Annotated in this window: 20 protein-coding genes and 1 pseudogene; 11 read left to right on the forward strand and 10 right to left on the reverse strand. The window is 68.2% G+C overall.

What is annotated here, in order from left to right:
* Positions 1 to 2 precede the first annotated feature (2 nt).
* Together ABFX36_RS14240 and ABFX36_RS14245 are read left to right on the forward strand one after the other, a co-directional pair.
* Positions 3 to 620 carry a class I SAM-dependent DNA methyltransferase gene (locus tag ABFX36_RS14240; protein ID WP_346076876.1) on the forward strand — a complete coding sequence of 206 codons (618 nt, stop codon included), beginning with the start codon at positions 3 to 5 and terminating at the stop codon, positions 618 to 620.
* Positions 617 to 2263, forward strand: a complete 1647-nt coding sequence (locus ABFX36_RS14245) for an FUSC family protein (RefSeq protein WP_346076877.1) — start codon at positions 617 to 619, stop codon at positions 2261 to 2263. The genes ABFX36_RS14240 and ABFX36_RS14245 overlap by 4 nt, the downstream gene beginning before the upstream one ends.
* Positions 2264 to 2444: 181 nt before the next feature.
* On the opposite strand, the gene ABFX36_RS14250 is transcribed toward ABFX36_RS14245, so the two are convergent.
* Entirely contained in the window at positions 2445 to 3347 is a 903-nt protein-coding gene (locus tag ABFX36_RS14250) for a D-isomer specific 2-hydroxyacid dehydrogenase family protein (RefSeq protein ID WP_346076879.1), read from the reverse strand.
* A gap of 133 nt (positions 3348 to 3480) precedes the next feature.
* Here ABFX36_RS14250 and ABFX36_RS14255 point away from each other — a divergent pair, with 133 nt between their 5' ends.
* Positions 3481 to 4893 (forward strand): serine/threonine protein kinase, encoded by a 1413-nt coding sequence (locus tag ABFX36_RS14255; RefSeq protein WP_346076881.1) that lies wholly within the window; start codon positions 3481 to 3483, stop codon positions 4891 to 4893.
* 16 nt (positions 4894 to 4909) lie between these two features.
* Here ABFX36_RS14255 and ABFX36_RS14260 read toward each other — a convergent pair whose 3' ends face one another.
* The 4 genes and pseudogenes from ABFX36_RS14260 to ABFX36_RS14275 form a co-directional block, all read right to left on the reverse strand.
* Complete coding sequence (locus ABFX36_RS14260) at positions 4910 to 5665, reverse strand: LysR family transcriptional regulator substrate-binding protein (RefSeq protein ID WP_006897485.1); 756 nt, start codon at positions 5663 to 5665, stop codon at positions 4910 to 4912.
* 26 nt (positions 5666 to 5691) lie between these two features.
* Positions 5692 to 6258, reverse strand: a complete 567-nt coding sequence (locus ABFX36_RS14265; RefSeq protein WP_375004180.1) for a TIGR03086 family metal-binding protein — start codon at positions 6256 to 6258, stop codon at positions 5692 to 5694.
* A pseudogene (locus ABFX36_RS14270) lies at positions 6238 to 6867 on the reverse strand (cysteine hydrolase family protein); the annotation flags it as partial. The gene ABFX36_RS14265 and the pseudogene ABFX36_RS14270, both read right to left, overlap by 21 nt.
* A gap of 33 nt (positions 6868 to 6900) precedes the next feature.
* Positions 6901 to 7317 (reverse strand): PaaI family thioesterase, encoded by a 417-nt coding sequence (locus ABFX36_RS14275; RefSeq protein ID WP_006897487.1) that lies wholly within the window; start codon positions 7315 to 7317, stop codon positions 6901 to 6903.
* Between the two features lie 110 nt (positions 7318 to 7427).
* On the opposite strand from ABFX36_RS14275, the gene ABFX36_RS14280 reads away from it, so the two are divergent.
* Entirely contained in the window at positions 7428 to 7907 is a 480-nt protein-coding gene (locus ABFX36_RS14280) for a winged helix-turn-helix transcriptional regulator (RefSeq protein ID WP_006897488.1), read from the forward strand.
* Positions 7908 to 7920: 13 nt separating this feature from the next.
* On the opposite strand, the gene ABFX36_RS14285 is transcribed toward ABFX36_RS14280, so the two are convergent.
* A complete protein-coding gene (locus ABFX36_RS14285; protein WP_006897489.1) occupies positions 7921 to 9045 on the reverse strand; it encodes a CaiB/BaiF CoA transferase family protein in 1125 nt (374 codons plus the stop codon).
* Positions 9042 to 10229, reverse strand: a complete 1188-nt coding sequence (locus ABFX36_RS14290; protein WP_346076885.1) for an acyl-CoA dehydrogenase family protein — start codon at positions 10227 to 10229, stop codon at positions 9042 to 9044. Before ABFX36_RS14290 ends, ABFX36_RS14285 begins: the two co-directional genes overlap by 4 nt.
* Before the next feature lie 140 nt (positions 10230 to 10369).
* Here ABFX36_RS14290 and ABFX36_RS14295 point away from each other — a divergent pair, with 140 nt between their 5' ends.
* The gene (locus ABFX36_RS14295; RefSeq protein WP_346076887.1) at positions 10370 to 11407 is read left to right on the forward strand and encodes a LacI family DNA-binding transcriptional regulator; all 1038 of its coding nucleotides are present in this window, start codon (positions 10370 to 10372) and stop codon (positions 11405 to 11407) included.
* Between the two features lie 44 nt (positions 11408 to 11451).
* On the opposite strand, the gene ABFX36_RS14300 is transcribed toward ABFX36_RS14295, so the two are convergent.
* Positions 11452 to 12690, reverse strand: coding sequence for a PucR family transcriptional regulator (locus ABFX36_RS14300; RefSeq protein ID WP_346076889.1), 1239 nt, complete (start codon positions 12688 to 12690; stop codon positions 11452 to 11454).
* Between the two features lie 90 nt (positions 12691 to 12780).
* Here ABFX36_RS14300 and ABFX36_RS14305 point away from each other — a divergent pair, with 90 nt between their 5' ends.
* Together ABFX36_RS14305 and ABFX36_RS14310 are read left to right on the forward strand one after the other, a co-directional pair.
* Positions 12781 to 13719: a TauD/TfdA dioxygenase family protein gene (locus tag ABFX36_RS14305; RefSeq protein ID WP_346076891.1), complete on the forward strand. Its 939-nt coding sequence runs from the start codon at positions 12781 to 12783 to the stop codon at positions 13717 to 13719.
* Between the two features lie 22 nt (positions 13720 to 13741).
* Positions 13742 to 15073: an MFS transporter gene (locus tag ABFX36_RS14310; RefSeq protein ID WP_346076893.1), complete on the forward strand. Its 1332-nt coding sequence runs from the start codon at positions 13742 to 13744 to the stop codon at positions 15071 to 15073.
* A 55-nt stretch (positions 15074 to 15128) separates the two neighbouring features.
* Here ABFX36_RS14310 and ABFX36_RS14315 read toward each other — a convergent pair whose 3' ends face one another.
* Both ABFX36_RS14315 and ABFX36_RS14320 read right to left on the reverse strand, forming a co-directional pair.
* A complete protein-coding gene (locus ABFX36_RS14315) occupies positions 15129 to 15617 on the reverse strand; it encodes an SRPBCC family protein (RefSeq protein WP_346076895.1) in 489 nt (162 codons plus the stop codon).
* Between the two features lie 31 nt (positions 15618 to 15648).
* Complete coding sequence (locus ABFX36_RS14320; RefSeq protein WP_346076897.1) at positions 15649 to 16341, reverse strand: hypothetical protein; 693 nt, start codon at positions 16339 to 16341, stop codon at positions 15649 to 15651.
* A 137-nt stretch (positions 16342 to 16478) separates the two neighbouring features.
* Here ABFX36_RS14320 and ABFX36_RS14325 point away from each other — a divergent pair, with 137 nt between their 5' ends.
* The 4 genes from ABFX36_RS14325 (at position 16479) to nrdF (ending at position 20010) form a co-directional block, all read left to right on the forward strand.
* The gene (locus tag ABFX36_RS14325) at positions 16479 to 17375 is read left to right on the forward strand and encodes an alpha/beta hydrolase (protein WP_346076898.1); all 897 of its coding nucleotides are present in this window, start codon (positions 16479 to 16481) and stop codon (positions 17373 to 17375) included.
* Between the two features lie 46 nt (positions 17376 to 17421).
* Complete coding sequence (locus ABFX36_RS14330) at positions 17422 to 18270, forward strand: SDR family NAD(P)-dependent oxidoreductase (RefSeq protein ID WP_278125829.1); 849 nt, start codon at positions 17422 to 17424, stop codon at positions 18268 to 18270.
* 139 nt (positions 18271 to 18409) lie between these two features.
* A complete protein-coding gene (locus ABFX36_RS14335) occupies positions 18410 to 19054 on the forward strand; it encodes a superoxide dismutase (protein ID WP_278125828.1) in 645 nt (214 codons plus the stop codon).
* Positions 19051 to 20010: a class 1b ribonucleoside-diphosphate reductase subunit beta gene (nrdF, locus tag ABFX36_RS14340; protein ID WP_278125827.1), complete on the forward strand. Its 960-nt coding sequence runs from the start codon at positions 19051 to 19053 to the stop codon at positions 20008 to 20010. The genes ABFX36_RS14335 and nrdF overlap by 4 nt, the downstream gene beginning before the upstream one ends.
* The last annotated feature ends 25 nt before the right edge of the window (positions 20011 to 20035 follow it).

Raw genomic sequence — 20035 nt, forward strand, 5'->3', positions numbered from 1 at the left:
CCGTGACCGCCGACCAACCCGGCTACGACGCCCTCGCCGACCTCTACGACAGAACGTTTCCGGATCCGTTTCAGACGGCGCTCGAGCGCCGGGCCGTCGACGCCTTCGCGGACATGGTGCTCGAATCGCGGCCGGATGAGGGGGTCGTCGACGTCGGCTGCGGCACGGGCGGTGTCTCCGCGCATCTCGCCGGACGCGGGCTCAGCGTGTGCGGCGTCGATCCGAGCGCCGGAATGCTGGCGGTGGCCCGACGGAGGCACCCGCAGCTGACGCTCCGGACGGACGACGCCCGGCTCGTCACCGTCGACCTGTCACGGGTGGGCGGCGTCGTGGCGCAGCACAGCCTGATCCACGTACCTCCGGACGAGGTGCGCGAGATCCTCGTCGATTGGTCGGCACGACTGTCCGCCGGCGCCGTGGTGCTCATCTCGACGCAGGCCGCCGACGAGCCCGGTGTGCACGAATTCGATCACGCCGTCGCAAAGGCGTGGCGCTGGCATCCGGACGCGCTCGCCGACGCGGTCGTCGCGGCCGGCTTCGCGGAGATCTGGCGCACGGTGAGCCGAGCGGACGCCGACCACCGCTTCCCCGACGTCCATCTGGCGGCGCGGCGCCCATGACCGATCACGCTCCGGTCCCGCCGTCGCGACCGTCGGTCCGCGCACTACTCCTGTCGCGGCCGTCCACCCGTGGACGCTGGGCTCCGGCACTGCGCGGAGGGCTGGCCTTCCTGCTGCCCGCGCTGACGCTGTACGGGCTGGGATTCGAGCGAAACGCGGTCCTCGCCGCACTGGGCTCGTTCGCGCTGATGTACGGCGAACGTCGCCCGTACCGGATCAGGTGGCGGGTGAACTTCACCACGGGTCTGCTGCTGGTCGCCTCCGCGGCCCTGTTCGGCGCGCTCGGCTCATGGCTGGGTCCGGGTGGATCGACGGCTCGCGAGATGACGATGGTCGGCGCGCTCGCGGCGCTCACCGCCGTCTCGGTGTTCGGGGTGAACACCCTGCGTCTGGGGCCTCCCGGTCCGTTCTTCCTGGTCTTGGTCGGAGGTGTCGCCGTGGTCGTCTGCCGCGCCGGCGGCTCCCCCGCGACGGTGGCCCTGTGTACGGCCGCGGGCGCGGCCGCCGCGTTCATCGTCAGCATGTCGCCCGGACTGTGGCGCCCACACGGACCCGAGATCGCCGCCACCGAGACCGCACTGGCCGAGGGCGAGCGCTTCCTCGCCGACAACCGCGAGCCCTCCCGCAGGCACAGTGTCGCGGCGTCGACGCTGAACGCGTGGTCGGTGCTGCACGACGCGGCGCAGATCGACGGCGATCTCGCACATCGTCTCTGGCTCACTCATCACCGCGTTCACGGCGCCGAGGCCGGCGCTCTGATGGCGCCGCTCCCCCGTCCCAGCATCGTGCACCGCCTCAGATTCGGAGCGCGCCTCGACAGCCACGCGACAGTGACGGCCACCCGGGCGACGGTGGCGACGCTCCTCGCGGGCGGGGTCTCGGTCCTCGCCGGCCTGGGACGCCCCGACTGGGCGATCATGGGCGCGGTCCTGGTGCTGCAGTTGGGGCCCGACCGTGTCCGCGGCGCGGTGCGTGGTGTGCACCGCGTGCTCGGAACGCTCGGCGGTCTGGCGATCTTCGCCGTGCTGCACACACTCGATCTGCACGTCGCCGCGCTGATCGTGGTGCTGGCCGTGCTGAACATCATGATCGAGCTGACCGTCACCACCAACTACGCGCTCGCGGTCACCTTCATCACGCCGCTCGCGCTGCTGATGGGAGCGCCGACTCAGCCGCTCGGCGAGCAGATGCTCTCACGCGTCATCGAGACCCTGTTGGGCGTCGCGTTCGCGGTGGCGACGATGTGGCTGCTGTTCCCGCGGATCCACCGCAGCACCCTCCGCTCCGCGGACGAGGCGGCCAGGGCGGCGTGTTCCGATGTGTTGAACCGGGCGAGCACGGATGTCCCCGCGTCGGCGTCCATGCGCGTGTCGCGGCGCGACCTCCAGTGGCAGTTGCTGGAAGCCGAGCTGGCCGCGACCGACAGCGCGAACGACGAGCCCGCCTGGGCGTACCGCTACTGGCCCGCCCATGCGGCGGTCCGATCCGTGGGCTACGACACGCTCGGCGCCTGCTGGCGCGCCGGCCCCGACACCCTGATCGGCGAGACGATCCGCGCCGACCTCGCCGACCGCGTCACCGCGAGCCGCACGATCGGCCTCACCCCTCCCCCGACTGAGCGAGGCCCTGAACAGGCAGGTTGAGCAGCCTTCATATAGGCCAGTTGAGCGAGCGCAGCGAGTCGAAACCCTCCTGCCCCAGCGACCTCCAACAGGCCAGTTGAGCGACCTCCAACAGGCTGGTTGAGCAGGCTTCCACAGGCTGGTTGAGCGAGCGCAGCGAGTCGAAACCTACCGACCGCCACACCCCCACTCACCGACCCCCTCAGTACCCCGCATCCGGCTCGACCACCGCCAGCAGTTCCTGCCCCGCCTCGAACCGCCGGATGTTCTCCGCGAGGAAGGGCGCCATCTCGCGCGTGAGCCCGGACGCCGGATTGGCCACGTGCGGGGTGATGATGACGTTGGGCAGCGACCAGAGCGGGTCGTCGTCCGCGGGCGGTTCCGGATCGGTGACGTCGAGCGCCGCGCCCGCGATCAATCCCTCCGACAACGCCCGGTGAAGAGCAGCCTGATCGATCAGCGGCCCGCGTGCGATGTTGACGACCCAGCTGTGCGGGTGCAGTCTGCCGAGGGTCTCGTCGTTGAGCAGGTGACGGGTATCCGGAGTGTCGGGTGCGGCGAGCACCACGTGGTCGGTACGCTCCCACACCTCGTCCATTCGGTCGGCGGGCAGCGTCAGCTCAGCGCCTTCGACGGCGCGGCCGCTGCGGTTGACGGCGATCACCGAGGCGCCGCACGCCGCCAGACGCGGCGTCAGCTCGCGCCCGATCCCGCCCGCACCGATGATCGCGACCGTCGCACCCCGCAGTGTCCGGACGGCCGGGTCGATCCGTTCCTTCGCCCACCCGTCCCGGACCGCCGTGTTGATCTGCCGCAGCCCGGCCAACAGCAACGCGAGGGCGTGTTCAGCGACGCCCGCTGCGTAGAAGCCCGAGGCGTTGGTCCAGAGTCGACGGCCGTCCAAGACGCCGGCGTCGACGAAGCGTTCGATACCGGCGGTACTGAGCGCCACCCAGCGGACGGCGTCGCCGAGTTGCGGGAAGCCGTCCGGCCCGCCGATCCAGACGAGAGCCTCGGCGTCGTCGAGCCCGGTCACCTCACTTCCGGCTCCGGTCACCGCCTCCGACAGGTGCCGGTCCACAACCGGTTCGATCGCGATCTTCACGAGCGCCTCCTCAATCTCCGGTCCCACGGTAGACCGAATGCTCTGTGCCGATCACGCGTGCCATTCGTTCGATTCACCATCGGCTCGCATGGCACACTTGCCCGGTCGATGCTGCGACCGAAAAGAGCACTTCATGGAGATGACGGAAATCGCCGGGTACAGGATCCTGCGCACTCTCGGCGCCGGCGGGATGGGACAGGTGTTTCTCGTCGAGCATCCCCGTCTGCCGCGTCGTGATGCATTGAAACTGCTCGACGCGGGTGTCTCGCGGAACAGCGAGTTCAAAGCCAGGTTCCAGCGTGAGGCGGATCTTCTGGCCCAACTGTCACACCCGAACATCGTTACGCTGTACGACCGCGGCGAGTACGACGGCCGTCTCTGGGCCACCATGGAGTTCGTCGAAGGCACCGATGCCGGCCAGTTGCTCGAATCGACTGGCCCGCTGTCGCCTACCCGAGTGATGTCTCTAGTCGCGAGCGCAGGGTCAGCGCTCGACTACGCGTGGCGTAAGCAGCGGATCACCCACCGCGACGTGAAGCCCGCGAACATCCTTCTCGCGATCGACGATCACGACACCGTCGAGGCAGTGAAGCTCGCCGACTTCGGCATCGCAAAAGCGGCCGAAGAGACGACGACCTTGACCTCCACCGGAATCACCGTCGGCACCTTGGCGTATATGAGCCCGGAAGCGATTGAGGGCGCGGAAATCGACAACCGATCAGACATCTACTCACTCGGTTCTACCGCGTTCCATTTGTTCTCTGGGCAGGCTCCCTTCACCGGTAAGACTATGACCGCGCTGATGTCGGCTCATTTGAACGGTGAGCCGCCCAGCCTTTCAAAGTTCGCCCCGCATCTGCCGGCGACGTTGGATTCGGTGTTCACTCGAGTCCTGTCGCGAGAGCCCGACTCGCGATACTCGAGTTGTGCCGAATTCGTGGCTGCGTTGTCCGATGCGCTGGATGGCAGAACAACGCCGCTGACCGGTCCGGCCTACGCCCAGACGATTGTCGGAACGCACTCGGTTCCAGGGCGCCATCCGCACCACCGATCGTCGTCGCGCCGGAACCGATGGATCACGGCGGTCTCGGCACTCGCCGCGACCGCGGTCCTCGCAGTCGGTGGAGCCGCCGCGTACGCGTACTTCCAGCAACGGGACGAGACGCCGACAGCTTCGGCACCCATCACACAGACCACGGTCACGACGCACGTCACATCCACGCCATCGACCACCACTGCTCCTGCGATCGCCACGGTCTACGAGCAGGTCACGCCGACCGAGGAGCCCGAACCCGTGACCGTCACGCCCGAACCCGTCGAAGGGCAGGAGTGCGGGTTGGATCAGTTCGGTGACATCTCCGCTGACGGCACACTGTTCTGCAGCGCAGAGAACGGCGCGTGGACCGACCGTACACACCAGTCTCGTCCTGCTGTGACGTACGGTACTGAGTGTTCCGAACCCGGGGCGCGCGCCCGGATCAGCGGTACCGACGCAATCGCAACCTGTGAGTCCGACACTGACGGGACTCCGACCTGGGGCTACTAGACTCCGACCCTCATCGTTACCGCCGACCGCGTCGTGCGGCCTTGCCGAAGCTATTGCCTGCGATCTTGCCCGCCGCCTCGCGGTTCGCCCGCTTGGCGGCAGCCTTCTCCTTCGCGGTCCGCTTGGGCTGCGGCTCCCTGCCGCGCGACGAGTTCGCCCCGCGACCACGGACGAGTCCGACGAATTCGTCGGCGAGCTGGGACGTGGGCGACGGCCAGACCAGTCCCACCCGGCTGACGGGGGCGTCGAGCAGCGGCCGGTAGACGAGGTCGCGGCGATGGTGCAGCCGGGCCAGCGACTGCGGCACGGCGAGCAGTCCGGTGCCGGCCGCCACGAGTTCGATCGCGTCGGCGGTGGTCGCCGGACGGTGGTCGAGCAACGGCCCGGGCCACCGATCCCAGGTGAGGGCGTCGTCGAGGGGCGACAGAAAGGTCTCGTCGGCGACGTCGTCGGCGCGCAACTCGTCCGTCAGGGTCAGGTAGTGGTCCTTCGGAACCACGACCACAGTGGTCTCGACGTACAGATCGATGGTGTGATGGGGTCCGGGATCGACGGCGTCGAGGGCCTCCGGCAAGCGTGTGACGGCCGCGTCGACCGCGCCGTCGGCGAGCAGCCGCACGCTGTCGGACACGCTGCACGCCACCAACTCGAGCGGCACGTCGGCGAACCGTTCGCGCCATTTGCGTTCCCATTTCGCCGGCGTGACGCCGGGGACGTACGCCAGACGGAAGCGGCGGTGCGCGGCGGCGTTCTCGGCCGAGTCGGGAGTCACGGGGAAAGACTATCGGGGCCGGGCGGTCACGCGCCGCGTCCGGCGACGGCGAGCAGCCGGTCGGCGGGGTGATCGGAGGCGGCGGGCAGCTCCGGACCGAACAACCCGAGCGCGCGAAGGTCCTCGATGATGGGCGTGCCCACATCGAGCAGGTGAGCGACCAGTTCCGCCGGGGGCGTCCATTCCACGCCGAGCGCGTCGGCGAGGTCCTTGCTGTGCAGGGTCAGTTCCAGCAGCCGCAAATGCATCAGCGAGGCGCCGGTGCGCCGCCCGGCCCGGTGATCGACCAGCGCGCTCAGATCCGCGTGCTCGGCCGCCTCCCGCAGTCGGTGCTCCTGTTCCCAGAAGCTGCCGACAGCATCGGCGCCGATGTAGTCGACACCGCGGGTAGCCGCCGTGTCCGCCGCGCTGCCGCCGTCGAGCAGGATGGCGTACCGCTGCGCACCGCCCGCGACATGGTCGACGAGCTGTCGGACCGTCCAGTCGCCGCAGCCGCCGGCGCGGTCGAGATCGCCGTCGACCCGCTCCAGCAACTCCACCCACAGCGTCTCCGCGGAACCGAGCAGTTCGTCGCCGGCCAGTGCTGCGACCACCTCGTCGGCGGTGCGCAGTTGCACGCCGATCGACTCCAGATCGGCCAGCCGAGCCGGCGTGACCTGCGAGGTCGCGTCGGAGATCAGGACGGTGCGGTAATCGAGTTCCGAGGCGTCGAAGAGGGTGGCCCGGGGGCAGTTGGGCAGATTGCAGCCCGCGACCACCACGGTGCTCACGTCGTGGTCACCGAGCAGCGAGTCGAGGGGCGTGCGGAAGAACGCCGACCACCGGGGCTTGTACACCACGTACTCCGCAGCGCCGATCTGCTGCACCGCACCGAATCGCAGTGAATCCCAATCGAACTCGACGGGACCGGGCAGCAGATCTGGGGGAATCTCAGCTCCCGGAGTGCCCGGCGCGACGACCGCGTCACCGGCCTCGACCGCGGCACGCCTGAGCAGGTCGACGTCGCTCTCCCCCGGGCGGTACGACCGCACGATGTGGACCACCGGCCGGCCGAGCCGACGGAACTCCGCGACCGCCGCCGTCATCGCCGGAATGGCTTCGCGCGTACCCGGCACAGCGGCCGGGCCGTCGACGAAGTCCCGCTGGACGTCGATGAGCACCAGCGCCGCGTCGGCCCAGTCGGGAACGAGGTAGTCGGCCACGTCATCGATGGTCGCACAGCGCTGCGCAGGGCGTCAGTCGCCCGCCGGCAGCGGGATGTTCTGAAGGCGCAGCTGCCCGCGGGCGAGATCCTTGCCGGTGGCCTCGTCGCTGATCCGGACGAGCCAGAGCTGCTGCGTGCGGCCCTGAACGATCGGTTCGGCGACCACCCGCGCACGAGTACCTCGCGACGACCGCAGGAAGTCCGTCGAATTGTTCAGCCCCACCGCGAACTGCCCGCGGTCGGCCACGGCCACGCTGGCGCCGATGCTGCCAGCGCTTTCGACGATGGCCGCGTACACGCCGCCGTGGACCACACCGAACGGCGTGTGGTGCCGCTCGTCGAGATCGGCGTATCCCTCCACGCGCGTGCCGGAGGCCTCGGTGACGACGAGGCCGGAAGCGTCCATGAACTCGCTCGACGTCGACGGAATCGGTGCGGTGTCGGTCATCGTGTCTCTCCTGCGATCGATGTCGGCGACACGTTGCCGCTGACTTCTGATAGAGAAGTTAGATCGCCGATCAACTGACTGTCAACATCGAAGCCAGCTAGACTGGCGACGTGGACTGGCTGGATTTCGACACCGACAACTGCTCCGTCCAGCGCACGCTCGACGTCATCGGCGACCGCTGGAGCGTGCTCGTGCTGCGCGAGGTATTCAATGGTGTGCGCCGGTTCGACCGCATCAAGCAGCACACCGGGATCTCCGACTCTGTCCTGTCCGACCGTCTGCGCAGGCTCCTCGACGCCGGCGTGCTGGTGGCCTCCGAGTATCGGGAGCCTGGGTCGCGGCGCCGGAAGGAGTATCGACTCACCGACGCCGGGCTCGACCTTCAGCCGGTGCTGATCTCCATGCTCCGGTGGGGCGACAAGCACCGCGCCGACCCGGCGGGCCCGTCGCTGAACGTGGTGCACCGCGGGTGCGGCGCTCCGGTGCGCACCGAGATCGTCTGCGACGCCGGGCACCCCGTGCCCCAGCGCGAGGTACGCAATGAACCGGGTCCGGGTGCGCGCAAGCGCGCCACCGGGCCCGTCGCCTGACGCATCCGCGCCGTCAGTCCTCTCCCAGCTCCGGCGGAGCGCTCCGATAGACCGGCGGCGTCTCCGACATCCGGATCGGATTGGCCACCGTCCTGACCGGCGCGTCGCGGCGCGGGTCGTCGACCTGCGCGATCGGTTCCAGTCCGAGCCGATCGGCCAATGCGAACGCCTCGGCGATGTCGTTGACCGGTCCGCATGGGACTCCGACCGCCGCGAATCGGGTGAACCAGCCGTCGGCGGTGTCGGCGCGCAGCAGCTCGGTGAGTTCGTCGATGAGCGACTCGCGATTGGCGACGCGGTCGGAGTTGGTGGCGAACCGCGGATCGTCGGCCATCCCGGGGGCGCCGAGTTCGGCGGTCAGCGCGGAGAACTGGCGGTCGTTGCCTACCGCGAGGATCAGGGGACGGTCGGCCGTCGGGAACGGCTGATACGGCACCACGCTCGGATGCATGTTGCCCATGGCCCGCGGGACCACACCCGCGCCGACGTATCCCGAACCCTGATTGGCCAGTGCCGACAGCAGCGACGACAGCAGGTTCACCTCCACCCGCTGCCCTCGGCCGGTGCGGTCACGGTGGCGCAGTGCCGACAGGATGCCGACGGCCGCGTGCAGACCGGTCACCACGTCGACCAGCGCGACGCCGACCTTCGTCGGCTCCTCCGGCGACGCGCCGGTGATGCTCATCAGACCGCCGACGGCCTGCACCAAGAGGTCGTATCCAGGCAGGTCGTTGTGTCCGCCGAAGCCGGTGATCGAGCAGTAGACGACGCCGGGGTTGACCGCGGCGACTTCGGAATAGCCCAGACCCAGCCGGTCCATGGCTCCCGGCAGGAAGTTCTCGACCACCACGTCGGCCCGTGCGACGAGGTCCCGAGCCGAGGCGAGGTCGTCGGCGTCGCGCAGATCGAGCGCGAGCGAGGACTTGTTGCGGTTCACCGCCTGGAAGTACGTCGCCTGCCCGCCCGCGTACGGCGGCCCCCACGACCGCGTGTCGTCACCCGATCCCGGCCGTTCGATCTTCACCACCTCGGCGCCGAGGTCGGCAAGGAGCATGGTCGCGTAGGGCCCGGCGAGCACTCGGCCGAAGTCGGCGATCAGCAGCCCGTCGAGGGCTCCGCCAGCGCCGTCGCCCGTCACCGGAAGGCGGCTTCGCCGGTCAGGGCGCGGCCGATGGTGAGCTGGTGGACCTCGGACGTGCCCTCGTAGGTGAGCACGGACTCGAGGTTGTTGGCATGCCGGATCACCGGGTACTCCAGGGTGATCCCGTTGGCGGCGAGGATGGTGCGGCATTCGCGGGCGATCTTGATCGCCTCCCGGCAGTTGTTGAGCTTTCCGAGACTCACCTGGGCCGGCTCCACCTCACCGGCGTCCTTGAGCCGGCCGAGCTGGTAGGCGAGCAGGTGTCCCTTACCGACCTCGAGTGCCATGTCGGCCAGTTTGGCCTGGGTGAGCTGGTAGGCGGCCAGCGGCTTGTCGAACACCCGGCGGGTCGACGCGTACTCGATCGCGGTCTCCAGGCAGTCGCGGGCGGCGCCGATGGAGCCGAAGATGATCCCGAAGCGCGCCTCGTTGAGACAGCTCAGCGGACCGCTCAGACCCGCCGCCTCGGGCAGCATCGCCGATTCGGGCAGACGCACGTCCTCCAGGACCAGCTCCGAAGTCACCGATGCGCGCAGCGACATCTTGGCGCGGATCTCCGGCGCCGAGAATCCGGGCGTGTCGGTCGGGACGACGAAGCCGCGGATCCCCCGGGCGCCTTGCGTCAGGTCGGTCTTGGCCCACACCACCGCGACGTCGGCCACCGAACCGTTCGTGATCCACATCTTGGCGCCGTTGAGCACCCAGTCGGAGCCGTCGCGGACCGCCCGCGTGCGCATGCCTCCCGGATCGGACCCGAAATCCGGTTCGGTGAGCCCGAAGCAGCCGAGCGCGTCGCCCGCCGCCATCTGCGGCAGCCACTGCTGCTTCTGCTCCTCACTGCCCCAGTGATGGATGGCGAACATCGCGAGCGAGCCCTGCACCGAGACCAGCGAACGGATGCCCGAGTCGATCGCCTCGAGTTCCAGGCACGCCAGGCCGTAGGTCACCGCACTCATTCCCGCACAGCCGTAACCGTCGAGGTGCATGCCGAGCACCCCGAGTCCGCCCAGTTCCTTGGCCAGTTCGCGCGCCGGGATCCGCGCCTCGTCGAACCAGCCCGCGATGTGCGGCCGGATCCTCTCCGCGCCGAACTTCCGGACGGTGTCGCGGATCGCCTTCTCCTCGTCGGAGAGCAGTCCGTCGAGGGCGAAGAGTTCGGTGACGGTGCGGGGGTCGGCCATGAGGATTCTCCTGAGTTCGGGGACGACGTGGCTGCAATGCTTTGCGCAATCGATTGCATATGGTGGAGTGAGAGTATCCATCACGGCGGCGAGCCGTCAATGCCCATCGACGTCAATGCCCATCGACGAGGACCCACCCGATGACAGATCACTCCGGCCCGCGCCGCACGCGCCCGCCGACGATGAAAGAGATCGCCGAACGTGCCGGTGTGCACGTCTCCACGGTCTCGCGGGTACTGCGGCAGACCGAACCGGTCGACGGATGGTCGGAGGCGGCCAAGCGAGTCCGCGAGGTGGCGCAGGAACTCGGCTATCAGCCCAACCTGTGGGCCGCGAGCCTGCGCACCCGGCGCACCACGACCATCGGCGCGGTGATGCCCCGGCTCACCGACGGCGTGGTCGCGACCGTCTACCAGGGCGTGGAGCAGGCCGCACGCGAAGCCTCGTACTCGGTGCTCCTGTCCAGCCCGCCCGACGACCCCGACGCGCAGCGACAGGCGATCGAACTGCTCACGGGCCGTCAGGTGGACGGTCTGATCCTCAGCAGTCTGCACAGCCCGGCGGCCGAGTTCGTCCGCCGATTGAAGCTCACCGTCCCCGCGGTGGCATTGAACCGCCATGCCGGGTCTGGTCTGCCCTTCGCCGGCGGCGACGACCGTCTCGGCGGCGCGCTCGCCGGGCGGCATCTGCTCGACTGCGGATACCGGCGCATCGCGGCGGTGGGCGGTCCACTGTTCGCGACGACCGGCCACGACCGGCTGTCGGGCTTCCTCGACGCGATGAGCGACGCGGGCGTCCGCATCCCCGACCATCGCATCGCGCACGCTCGAATGGATGTGCAGGGCGGGATCGACGCGGCCCGCTCACTGCTCACCCGCGACGACCGGCCCGACGCCGTCTTCTGCGTCAGCGACACCATGGCGATCGGCCTGCTCGGCGTGGCCCGCGACCTGCGTCTGTCCATCCCCGGCGATCTCGGCGTCGTCGGCTACAACGACATCCCGGTGGCCGCGCAGCTCCCCGTTCCGCTGACCACCGTCGTCACGCCCGCACACGAGATCGGTGCGGCGGGAGTGCGCCTACTGCTCGGGATGGTCTCCGGCACCGACCCCCAACCGGACGACGTCCGGCTCCCGGTCCGGCTGGTCGTGCGGGGTTCGACGGCGCAGCGGGACTGACATCGGACAGGTCAGAATCCTCGCCCCCATGCACCCGGCGCCGGTTACAGACCCACAGCCAACGAGGTGAGGGCCGCATACAACGCGACGATGCCCATCGTCTGAAACGGGCTGACTCCGCACAACGACTCGATCCTGTTGAGCCGGTTGTTGATCGTGTTCGGGTGAACGTGCAATGCGCGTGCGGTGCGCAGCCTGTCCAGATCGCAGTCGAGGTACGTGCGCAGCGTCGACATCAGGTCGGGATGATCGACGATCGGGCCGATCGTCTCCGACAGCCGCTGCGCGCCGGGGCCGGGCCGACTCAGCTGGTAGGCGACGGCCACGTCGGCAAGACGGTGCAGACCGGCGGGCCGTCCCAGCGCGACCGCGACTCCGAGCACCTCCTGCGCCTCCACCGCAGCGTCCTTGATCGCTCCCCGATCGACGGATTCGACGACCGCGGCGGTGGCGGGTGCACCTGCGGCCGATGCCACGGCGGCGACGAGTCTGCGCAGCCTCGCGTCGCCGTCGGCGTCGACCGGGTACGACGCGGTCGGGATCAGAACGGTGCCACCGTCGCGATCGAGCATCGAGAGCATGGCCGGTCCGCCGTCTGAGCGGAACAGCCGCTGCACCCGGTGGAGCTTCCGTCGGCCGGCCACCTCGCGCGCCGACCGCTCGGTGGATGTCTCGCCCGGCGACTTCTCGAGCCGCACCGCGAGCACGTGGTACGCGACGTCGAGCCGGACGTTCAACCGCTCGGCGTCCGCGCGGGGATCGTGGCCGAGCAGCAGCAGTCGCCCGACGAACTGCGGGCCGCCGGTGGTCTCGTCGGACTGGACCGCGAGCTCCTGCTGGTACGCCTCTACCAACTGCGCGATGAACACCTCCTGCAGCCGGAACCCGACGGCACCGATCCAGCCGAGTGCGTCGGCGTCGCGATCGCTGTCGGCGGCGGCGCGACACTCGTCGTGAACGAATTGGAATCCGCGTTGCCAGAGAGCCAGCACGATCGAGAGCGCAACCCCCTCGCGGGCACGTTGCTCGGCACGCTCGCGCACCACCTTCAGCTCATCGTCGGTCGGAGTCCCTCCGGAGCGGAGGCAGCGTACGGCGATCGGAAACACCCGGTTGCCGATCGACACCAATTCCGAATCCAACATCTCCTCGGGCAGCGTCCGCGCCGCCTCGGTGTCGGTGATCTCCCGTGCCATCGCGCCGATCCGGCGTCCGACCGCGTCCAGAATCCGGGTCACTCCGCTCGGAGGGGCCTCGCCGATGGCGGCGCCTGATGTCTCCATGCGTGGATTGTGCTACAGCACAAGTCGTGGGAGAACCTGCTGTCTCAAGTCACAGGCCGGAGCGTACGTGTCATCGCTCACACTCGATGTATGACCAACGACACCGCAGTCAAGTTCCAGACCATCCACACCGCAGGAGAAACCGCGTATCCGCGCGTTCACCTCGGCGCCCGCAACCTGCATCGGAACGGGGACGACGCCGACGCTTCGCTGCCGTACACGCTCTTCGACGTCGCGCCCGCGAACCCGACCATCGGCGCCTACATCGGCGGCGTCGACCTCGGTCACGTCGACGAAACCCTGCACGCCGAACTCCACCGCGCACTCCTCGAGTACAAGGTACTGTTCTTCCGCGATCAGACACTGACTGGTGCGCAGCACATCAGCCTCGCGCGCCGCTGGGGCGCTGTGGAGATCAACGACTTCTTTCCCAACGGCGACGTCCAGGAGATCTCCCGGCTCGCGAAGGGCGACATGGCGATCGGCATGGAGAACACCTGGCACAGTGACACCTCCTTCCGCAAGGACCCGTCGATGGCCTCGATCCTCCGCGCGGTGGAGATCCCGCCGTCCGGCGGCGACACCGTCTGGGCCGACATGGCAGCCGCGTACGACAACCTGCCCGAGTCGGTGAAGGAGCGGATCGACGGCAAGACCGCGATCCACACATTCACCAAGTCGTGGGGACTGGCGATGTCGGAGGAGCAGCGCGCGGCGATGTCGGAGGTCCACCCGCCGATCGCACATCCGATCGTCCGCACGCATCCCGAGACCGGGCGCAGACTGCTCTACGTCAACGAGCCGTTCACCGCGGAGATCGTCGGAATGTCGAAGACCGAGGGCGACGAACTGCTCGACTACCTCATGTTCCAGGCCCGGACCCCCGAGTACCAGGTGCGCTTCCAGTGGGAGCCGGACTCGGTCGCCATCTGGGACAACCGTTCCACCCAGCACTACGCGGTCAACGACTACTTCCCGCACTGCCGCGTGATGGAACGCGTCACCGTCGCCGGCGACCTGCCGCGGTGACCGTGAGAAACTGAGACCTCACATGACCAGCACACTCACTCCGGACCAGTCGGCGACGACACCCCTCGACGGAACCGGCAGGGAATACTCCACCCGGCGCGCCTGGCTGATCACCGCCGCACTCGCGCTCTTCATGGTGATCAACTGGGGCGACAAGTCCGTCCTCGGCCTCACCTCCCACGCACTGATGGTCGATCTCGGACTCACCCCGTCGCAGTACGGCCTGATCGCCAGCGGGTTCTTCTTCCTGTTCGGCGTCTCGACCGTTGTCGGAGGGATTCTCGTCGACCGGGTCCAGACACGCTGGATGCTCATCGCGATGGCGCTGGTGTGGGCCGTCGTCCAGTTCCCGGTGATGGGCGCGGCATCGTTCTCCGTGCTCCTGATCTCACGAGTGGTCCTCGGCCTGGCCGAGGGGCCGGCGTCGCCGGTCTCGCTGCACGCGGTGATGAAGTGGTTCCCCGATGAGAAGCGCGACGTGCCGAATGCGATCGTCCTCGGATCCTCATCCCTCGGTGTGCTGATCGCCGCGCCTGCGATGGCGTTCGTCCAAGTGCACTGGGGCTGGCGCTGGTGCTTCGGCGTGCTCGGCATCGCCGGTCTGGTTTGGACCGTTCTGTGGCTGGCGATCGGCAGAGAGGGACCGTACGACGCCGCTCCGACCACACCACGCCCCAGCGACGAACCCGCCGCGGAGACCGGCCCGGATCGGGTCTCGTATCGGCAGATCTTCGCCTCCCCCACCTGGCTGTTCCTCGCCTTCGCCGGATTCGCGTGCTACTTCGTGACGGCGATCCTCACCACCTGGCTGCCGACATATCTCGAGTCGGAGCGCGGTATCAGCACGGTGTCGACGGGAAACCTCATCGCCGCGGTCGCCGCAACCGGCGCCGTCGCGATGTTCGGCCAGGGCTGGGTCTCACGACGGTTGCTCGCCCGCGGTGTGTCGAGCCGGTGGTCGCGCTCGGGTGTGCCCGCCGTCGCGATCGTGATCGCAGCGGTCGCGATGTTCGGATTCGCCGAAACCGGCGGAACATTCCAGCTGATTCTGATGCTGCCTGCATTCATCCTGTACACGACGATATTTCCCGCCGCGACGGCCGCGGTCGCCGAAATAACTCCGGTGGCGCAACGCGGTACGGCGTTGGGCGTCTTCTTCGCCTTCTTCGGCGTGGCGGGCATGCTCGCACCGGCCGTCGCGGGCCGTCTGATCCAGAACGCGGCAACGTCCGCGGACGGCTATCACGCGGTCTTCCTGGTCTGCGGGGGACTGTTGCTGGCGGCAGGCGCAGCGGTTCTGTTGCTGGTCGATCCCGAGCGGGACCGGCGTCGGCTCACGCGGCCGCAGCGATGACGACGTCTTGGACCGGCGCTCATGCCCACGGTGTCCGGGCCGTGGGCACTCGTCGTCAGTTGTGCGCGATCTCCGGCTGTTCCGCCGCCGTCTTGATCCAGGCCAGCGTCGCGGACACGTGCTCGGAGAGTTCATCGGTATGGCGTTCGATACCGCCGAGCAGGACGCGGGCGAACAGCCGTGCGGTGGCCGACGCACCGTCGGGCATCTGGCGACGCTCGCGGAGCACGGTCCCGTCACCGTCGGCGGTCAAGGTGTAGGTCCACACCGCTCCGCTCGATCGCGTATGCCACGCGATTTCCCGGCCGATGTCGAACGTCGTCACGGTGTTGACCGTCGGCCAGAGCGCCAGACCGTTCCGGTTCCATCCGACGAACGTCTCGCCGGCGCGCAGCGGTCCGCGACGACGGCGGGTGGTGGCGAAGAGTTCCGGACTCGCCTGCGTCATCGTCCGGGGATCGATCAACAGCGACCACACTCGATCAGGTGCCACGTGGATGCGGATCGACTCGTCCAGGTCGCGCTCAGCACGTTCGGGGTTCACAGTTCGACCATAGAGCCCGCGAGCGCGGCGTTCAGTAGCAGAAGCCGCATTCACCCGATGTCGAGAGCACGGTGAAGCAGTTCGGGCACAGCTTGGGCTTGGGCTCTTCCGGCTTCGGGTCGGCTTTGGGTTTGGCCTTGGCCTTCTTCGGCTTCGGTTCGGCCGCGGCCGCGGGCTTCGTTCCCGGCTCAGCGGACTTGGCCGCCTTCGCCGGCGACTTGGCTGCCTTGGGCGGTCGTGCCGGACCGCGAGCGGCGCGCTTCTCCGCTACCCGGGGAGCCAGCGTCGGGCGGGCACCCGCCGGGATCGTCGCACCGAAGAACTCGTAGCAGCGGAACCGCACATGCGCCGCATCCGAGTCGAGATCAGCGGGGACGGACCGGCCCGCGACACCGAGCGCATGCGCGTAAGCATCACCGGCTGTCTGGTCGAGCAGCACACACAGCGACGCCAGGAGCGGTTCGCTGTCGTCCTGCCCTTCGGTGACGGCGCCGAGGAGATCGGCGATCCACTTGCGCACCGGAGCGCCGGCCTTGATGCCGGTCTGACTCTGAACCTGGAATCCCAGCTCAGCCTGGGTGATGAGCGAGCCGTACACGCGCGCGGTCTCGATCAAAGCCTCCCGGGCCGCGACGGCCCACGCAGCGAGGGCGTCGGAGAACGGAACGGGGATTTCGCCGGCCACCCGCCATGCGGGGACTCTCGTGTCGTCGTCGGAGTGCACCCGAAAACGCTACGGCGTCACGCCCCGATAGTCGAATCGCCGGACCGGGGAGGAGCAGCACCGTCCGGACCGTCGGCGAAGACAATCCACAGTTGGAATCACTTCCATATTTGGATCTCATTCTATATCGTCGGAGCATGCCTCGAAACGATGTGACCTTTCCTTCGGCCGGCGGAACTTGCGCCGGCTGGCTGTACGAGCCCGCCGACGCGGTCGGTACACCCGGGCCGGTCATCGTCATGGCGCACGGTCTCGCCGGCGTGAAGGAGATGCGGCTCGACGCCTTCGCGGACCGCTTCGCCGCCGCCGGATACCGATGCCTGGTCTTCGACTACCGGCACTTCGGCGCCAGCAGCGGTGAGCCGCGCCAACTGCTCGATATCGGCAGCCAGCTCGACGACTGGCGCGCGGCGATCGCGTACGCGCGGACTCTGGACGACGTCGATCCCGAGCGGGTGGTGATCTGGGGCACGTCCTTCGGCGGCGGCCACGTGATCCACACCGCCGCGCGTGATCACCGCATCGCCGCAGTCATCGCGCAGTGCCCCTTCACCGACGGACTGGCGTCGTCGATGGCGATTCCGCCGGTCACATCCGCCACGGTCACCGCACTCGCGGTGCGCGACCTGATCGGCGCCCGCCTCGGACGCACGCCGATCATGGTGCCTAGTTACGGGGCGCCGGGGTCGACAGCCCTGATGACCGCACCGGATTCGGCACCGGGAGTGGAGGCCCTGATGCCGCCCGGCGCCGACATCAGGTCCGACGTGGCGGCTCGCTTCGCGCTCGACATCATCAGGTATTTTCCGGGGCACGACGCGGGCCGGGTCAGCTGTCCGATCCATTTCGCCGTCTGCGAGAACGACACGGTCGCGCCCACTCGCGCCACCCTCCGTCACGCCGCGAAGGCGCCCAAGGGTGAGATCCGGATCCAGCGAGGCGGCCACTTCGACATCTACGTCGGGGACGACTTCGAGACCAACGTCGCACAACAACTCGCATTCCTCGCCGAGCACGTTCCCGCCGGCGACTGACCCGCCCACCGCCACACCCACCGCACCACCAGTTCAGGAGTTTCGAATGTCCCGCTACCAGCTCGCCGGCCGCACCGTTCTCATCACCGGATCCACCGGAGGCCTCGGGTCGGCCGTCGCCCGTGCACTGCGCGACCGCGGCGCCAACCTCGCCCTCGTCGACCTCGACGCCGATCTCGCCCAGCGCCAGGCCTCCGAGCTCGGCCCCGAGACTGTCGCACGCGGCTGGTCCGCCGACGTACGCGACCTGGACAGCCTGCAGTCCGCGGTCGATGCGGCCGCCGAGCACTTCGGCCGCATCGACGTCGTGATCGCCAATGCGGGCGTCGGATCGATGGCGCCGCTCGAGACGATCGACCCCGCGGCCTGGGAACGGATCATCGACATCAACCTCAACGGCGTGTGGCGCACGTTCCGGGCCGCACTTCCGCATGTCAAGTCCGAGCGCGGATACATGCTGGCCGTCTCCTCGATGGCGGCGTTCGTGCACTCTCCGCTCAACGGCCCCTATGTGGCGAGCAAGGCCGGCGTCTGGGCCCTGTGCGATGCGACCCGTCTCGAAGTGCGTCATCACGGTGTCGGTGTCGGCAGCGTGCACCCGACCTTCTTCAAGACGCCGATGATGGACGACGTGCATTCCGATCCCGCGGGCAACACGCTCTGGGGAGGGAACAAGAGCGGACTGTGGAAGATGATTCCGCTGGAGACGGTGGTCGACGCCTTGGTCCGCGGCATCGAGCGGCGTGAAGATCTGATCGTCCCGACGCGAACGAACGCGCTCGCGGCGCGGATCCCCGGGCTGGTCCGGCCCTTCGTCGACCGTTTCGGGTTCCGCGGCACCACCATTCCGGATGCGATGGCTCAGGCGTCGACATCCGGCTGGATCAGCCGCTGACACCGGCTCCCGCTCAAGGCCTATTCACTAGCGTACGAACAATAGAGAGACGCCGTGTTGAATTAACTTGTTCGGGCACCCGAATCCTCGCTAGGGTGGCGTGACGTACGAGAGTCACGCTCAACGAGGAGAGTCACCGGTGCCCGTCTACCACCTGCCCGATCTGCCCTACGACTACGGCGATCTCGAACCCGCCATCAGCGGCGAGATCATGGAGTTGCATCACGGCGCGCACCATGCCGCCTACGTCAAGGGAGCCAACACCACGCTCGAGCGGATCGAACAGGCTCGGGCCGAGCGCGACTTCTCGAATCTCCCCGGGTTGGAGCGCGCGATGGCGTTCCATCTGGCTGGACACATCCTGCACTCGATGTTCTGGACCAACCTGTCGCCGGAAGGCGGCGGCCGGCCCGCCGGCGCACTTGCGGCCGCGATCGACGAGTACTTCGGCGACTTCGACTCATTCCAGGCCGAGATGAACGCCGCCGCCGCGAGCGTGCAGGGAGCCGGCTGGGCGGCCCTGTCGTGGGACCCGCTCGGCGTACGGCTGGTGGTGACTCAGATCCACGATCACCACATCACCGTCGCACCGACGACCACCCCGATTCTCGTCTTCGACACGTGGGAGCATGCGTTCTACCTCCAGTACCGCAACGTCAAGACCGATTACATCGACCGGCTGTGGTCGTTGATCGACTGGTCCGACGTCGCCGACCGCTTCGAGGTCGCGCGGCGCGGCACCGCTACGTCGTTCCTCACTCCGGCCACCGGAGCCACGGAATGAGCACCTCACCGCTGGAGGCGATCAATTGGAACGACATCGCCGATCAGCGGGACCTGGACGTCTGGAACCGACTGACCGCTAACTTCTGGCTTCCCGAGAAGGTGCCGCTGTCGAACGACCTGCCCAGCTGGGGCACCCTGAGCCGCGAGCAGCAGACGCTGACGATCCGGGTGTTCACCGGCCTGACACTGCTCGACACCATGCAGGGCACCGTCGGCTGCATCGAGATGCTGGCCGACTCCGTCACGCCGCACGAAGAAGCCGTGTACACGAATATGGCGTTCATGGAGTCGGTGCACGCGAAGAGCTACAGTTCCATCTTCTCCACCCTGTGCTCCACACCGGAGATCACCGAGGCCTTCGCATGGTCGCGCGAGAACACATATCTGCAGCGCAAGGCTCGCATCGTGCACGACTACTATCGCGGCGACGACCCGCTGAAGAAGAAGATCAGCTCGGTGATGCTGGAGTCGTTCATGTTCTACAGCGGCTTCTACCTGCCTCTGCACTGGGCGGCGCGATCGATCCTCACCAATACCGCCGACATCATCCGTCTGATCATCCGGGATGAAGCAGTCCACGGCTACTACATCGGATACAAGTTCCAGCGCGGCGTGCAGGACGCCGACCGCGCGCGGCGCACCGAACTCGCCGACTTCGCCTACTCCATGCTCACCGATCTGTACGACAACGAGGTCGATTACGCACACGATCTGTACGACGGACTCGGGATGACCGAGCCGGTTCTTCCCTACATGCGCTACAACGCCAATAAGGCACTGTCGAATCTCGGACTCGATCCGTTGTTCCCGCCCGACCAGTGTCGCGTACCCGCCGAGATCATGTCCGCACTCGATCCGGGCGCCGCCGAGAACCACGATTTCTTCTCCGGCTCGGGAAGCAGCTACGTCATCGGCTCCCAGCAGCCGACCACCGACGCCGACTGGGATTTCTGAACCGACGCCCACGCATGGCCGCGTT

The organism is Gordonia cholesterolivorans, from assembly GCF_039531975.1.
Classification (GTDB): Bacteria; Actinomycetota; Actinomycetes; order Mycobacteriales; family Mycobacteriaceae; genus Gordonia; species Gordonia sihwensis.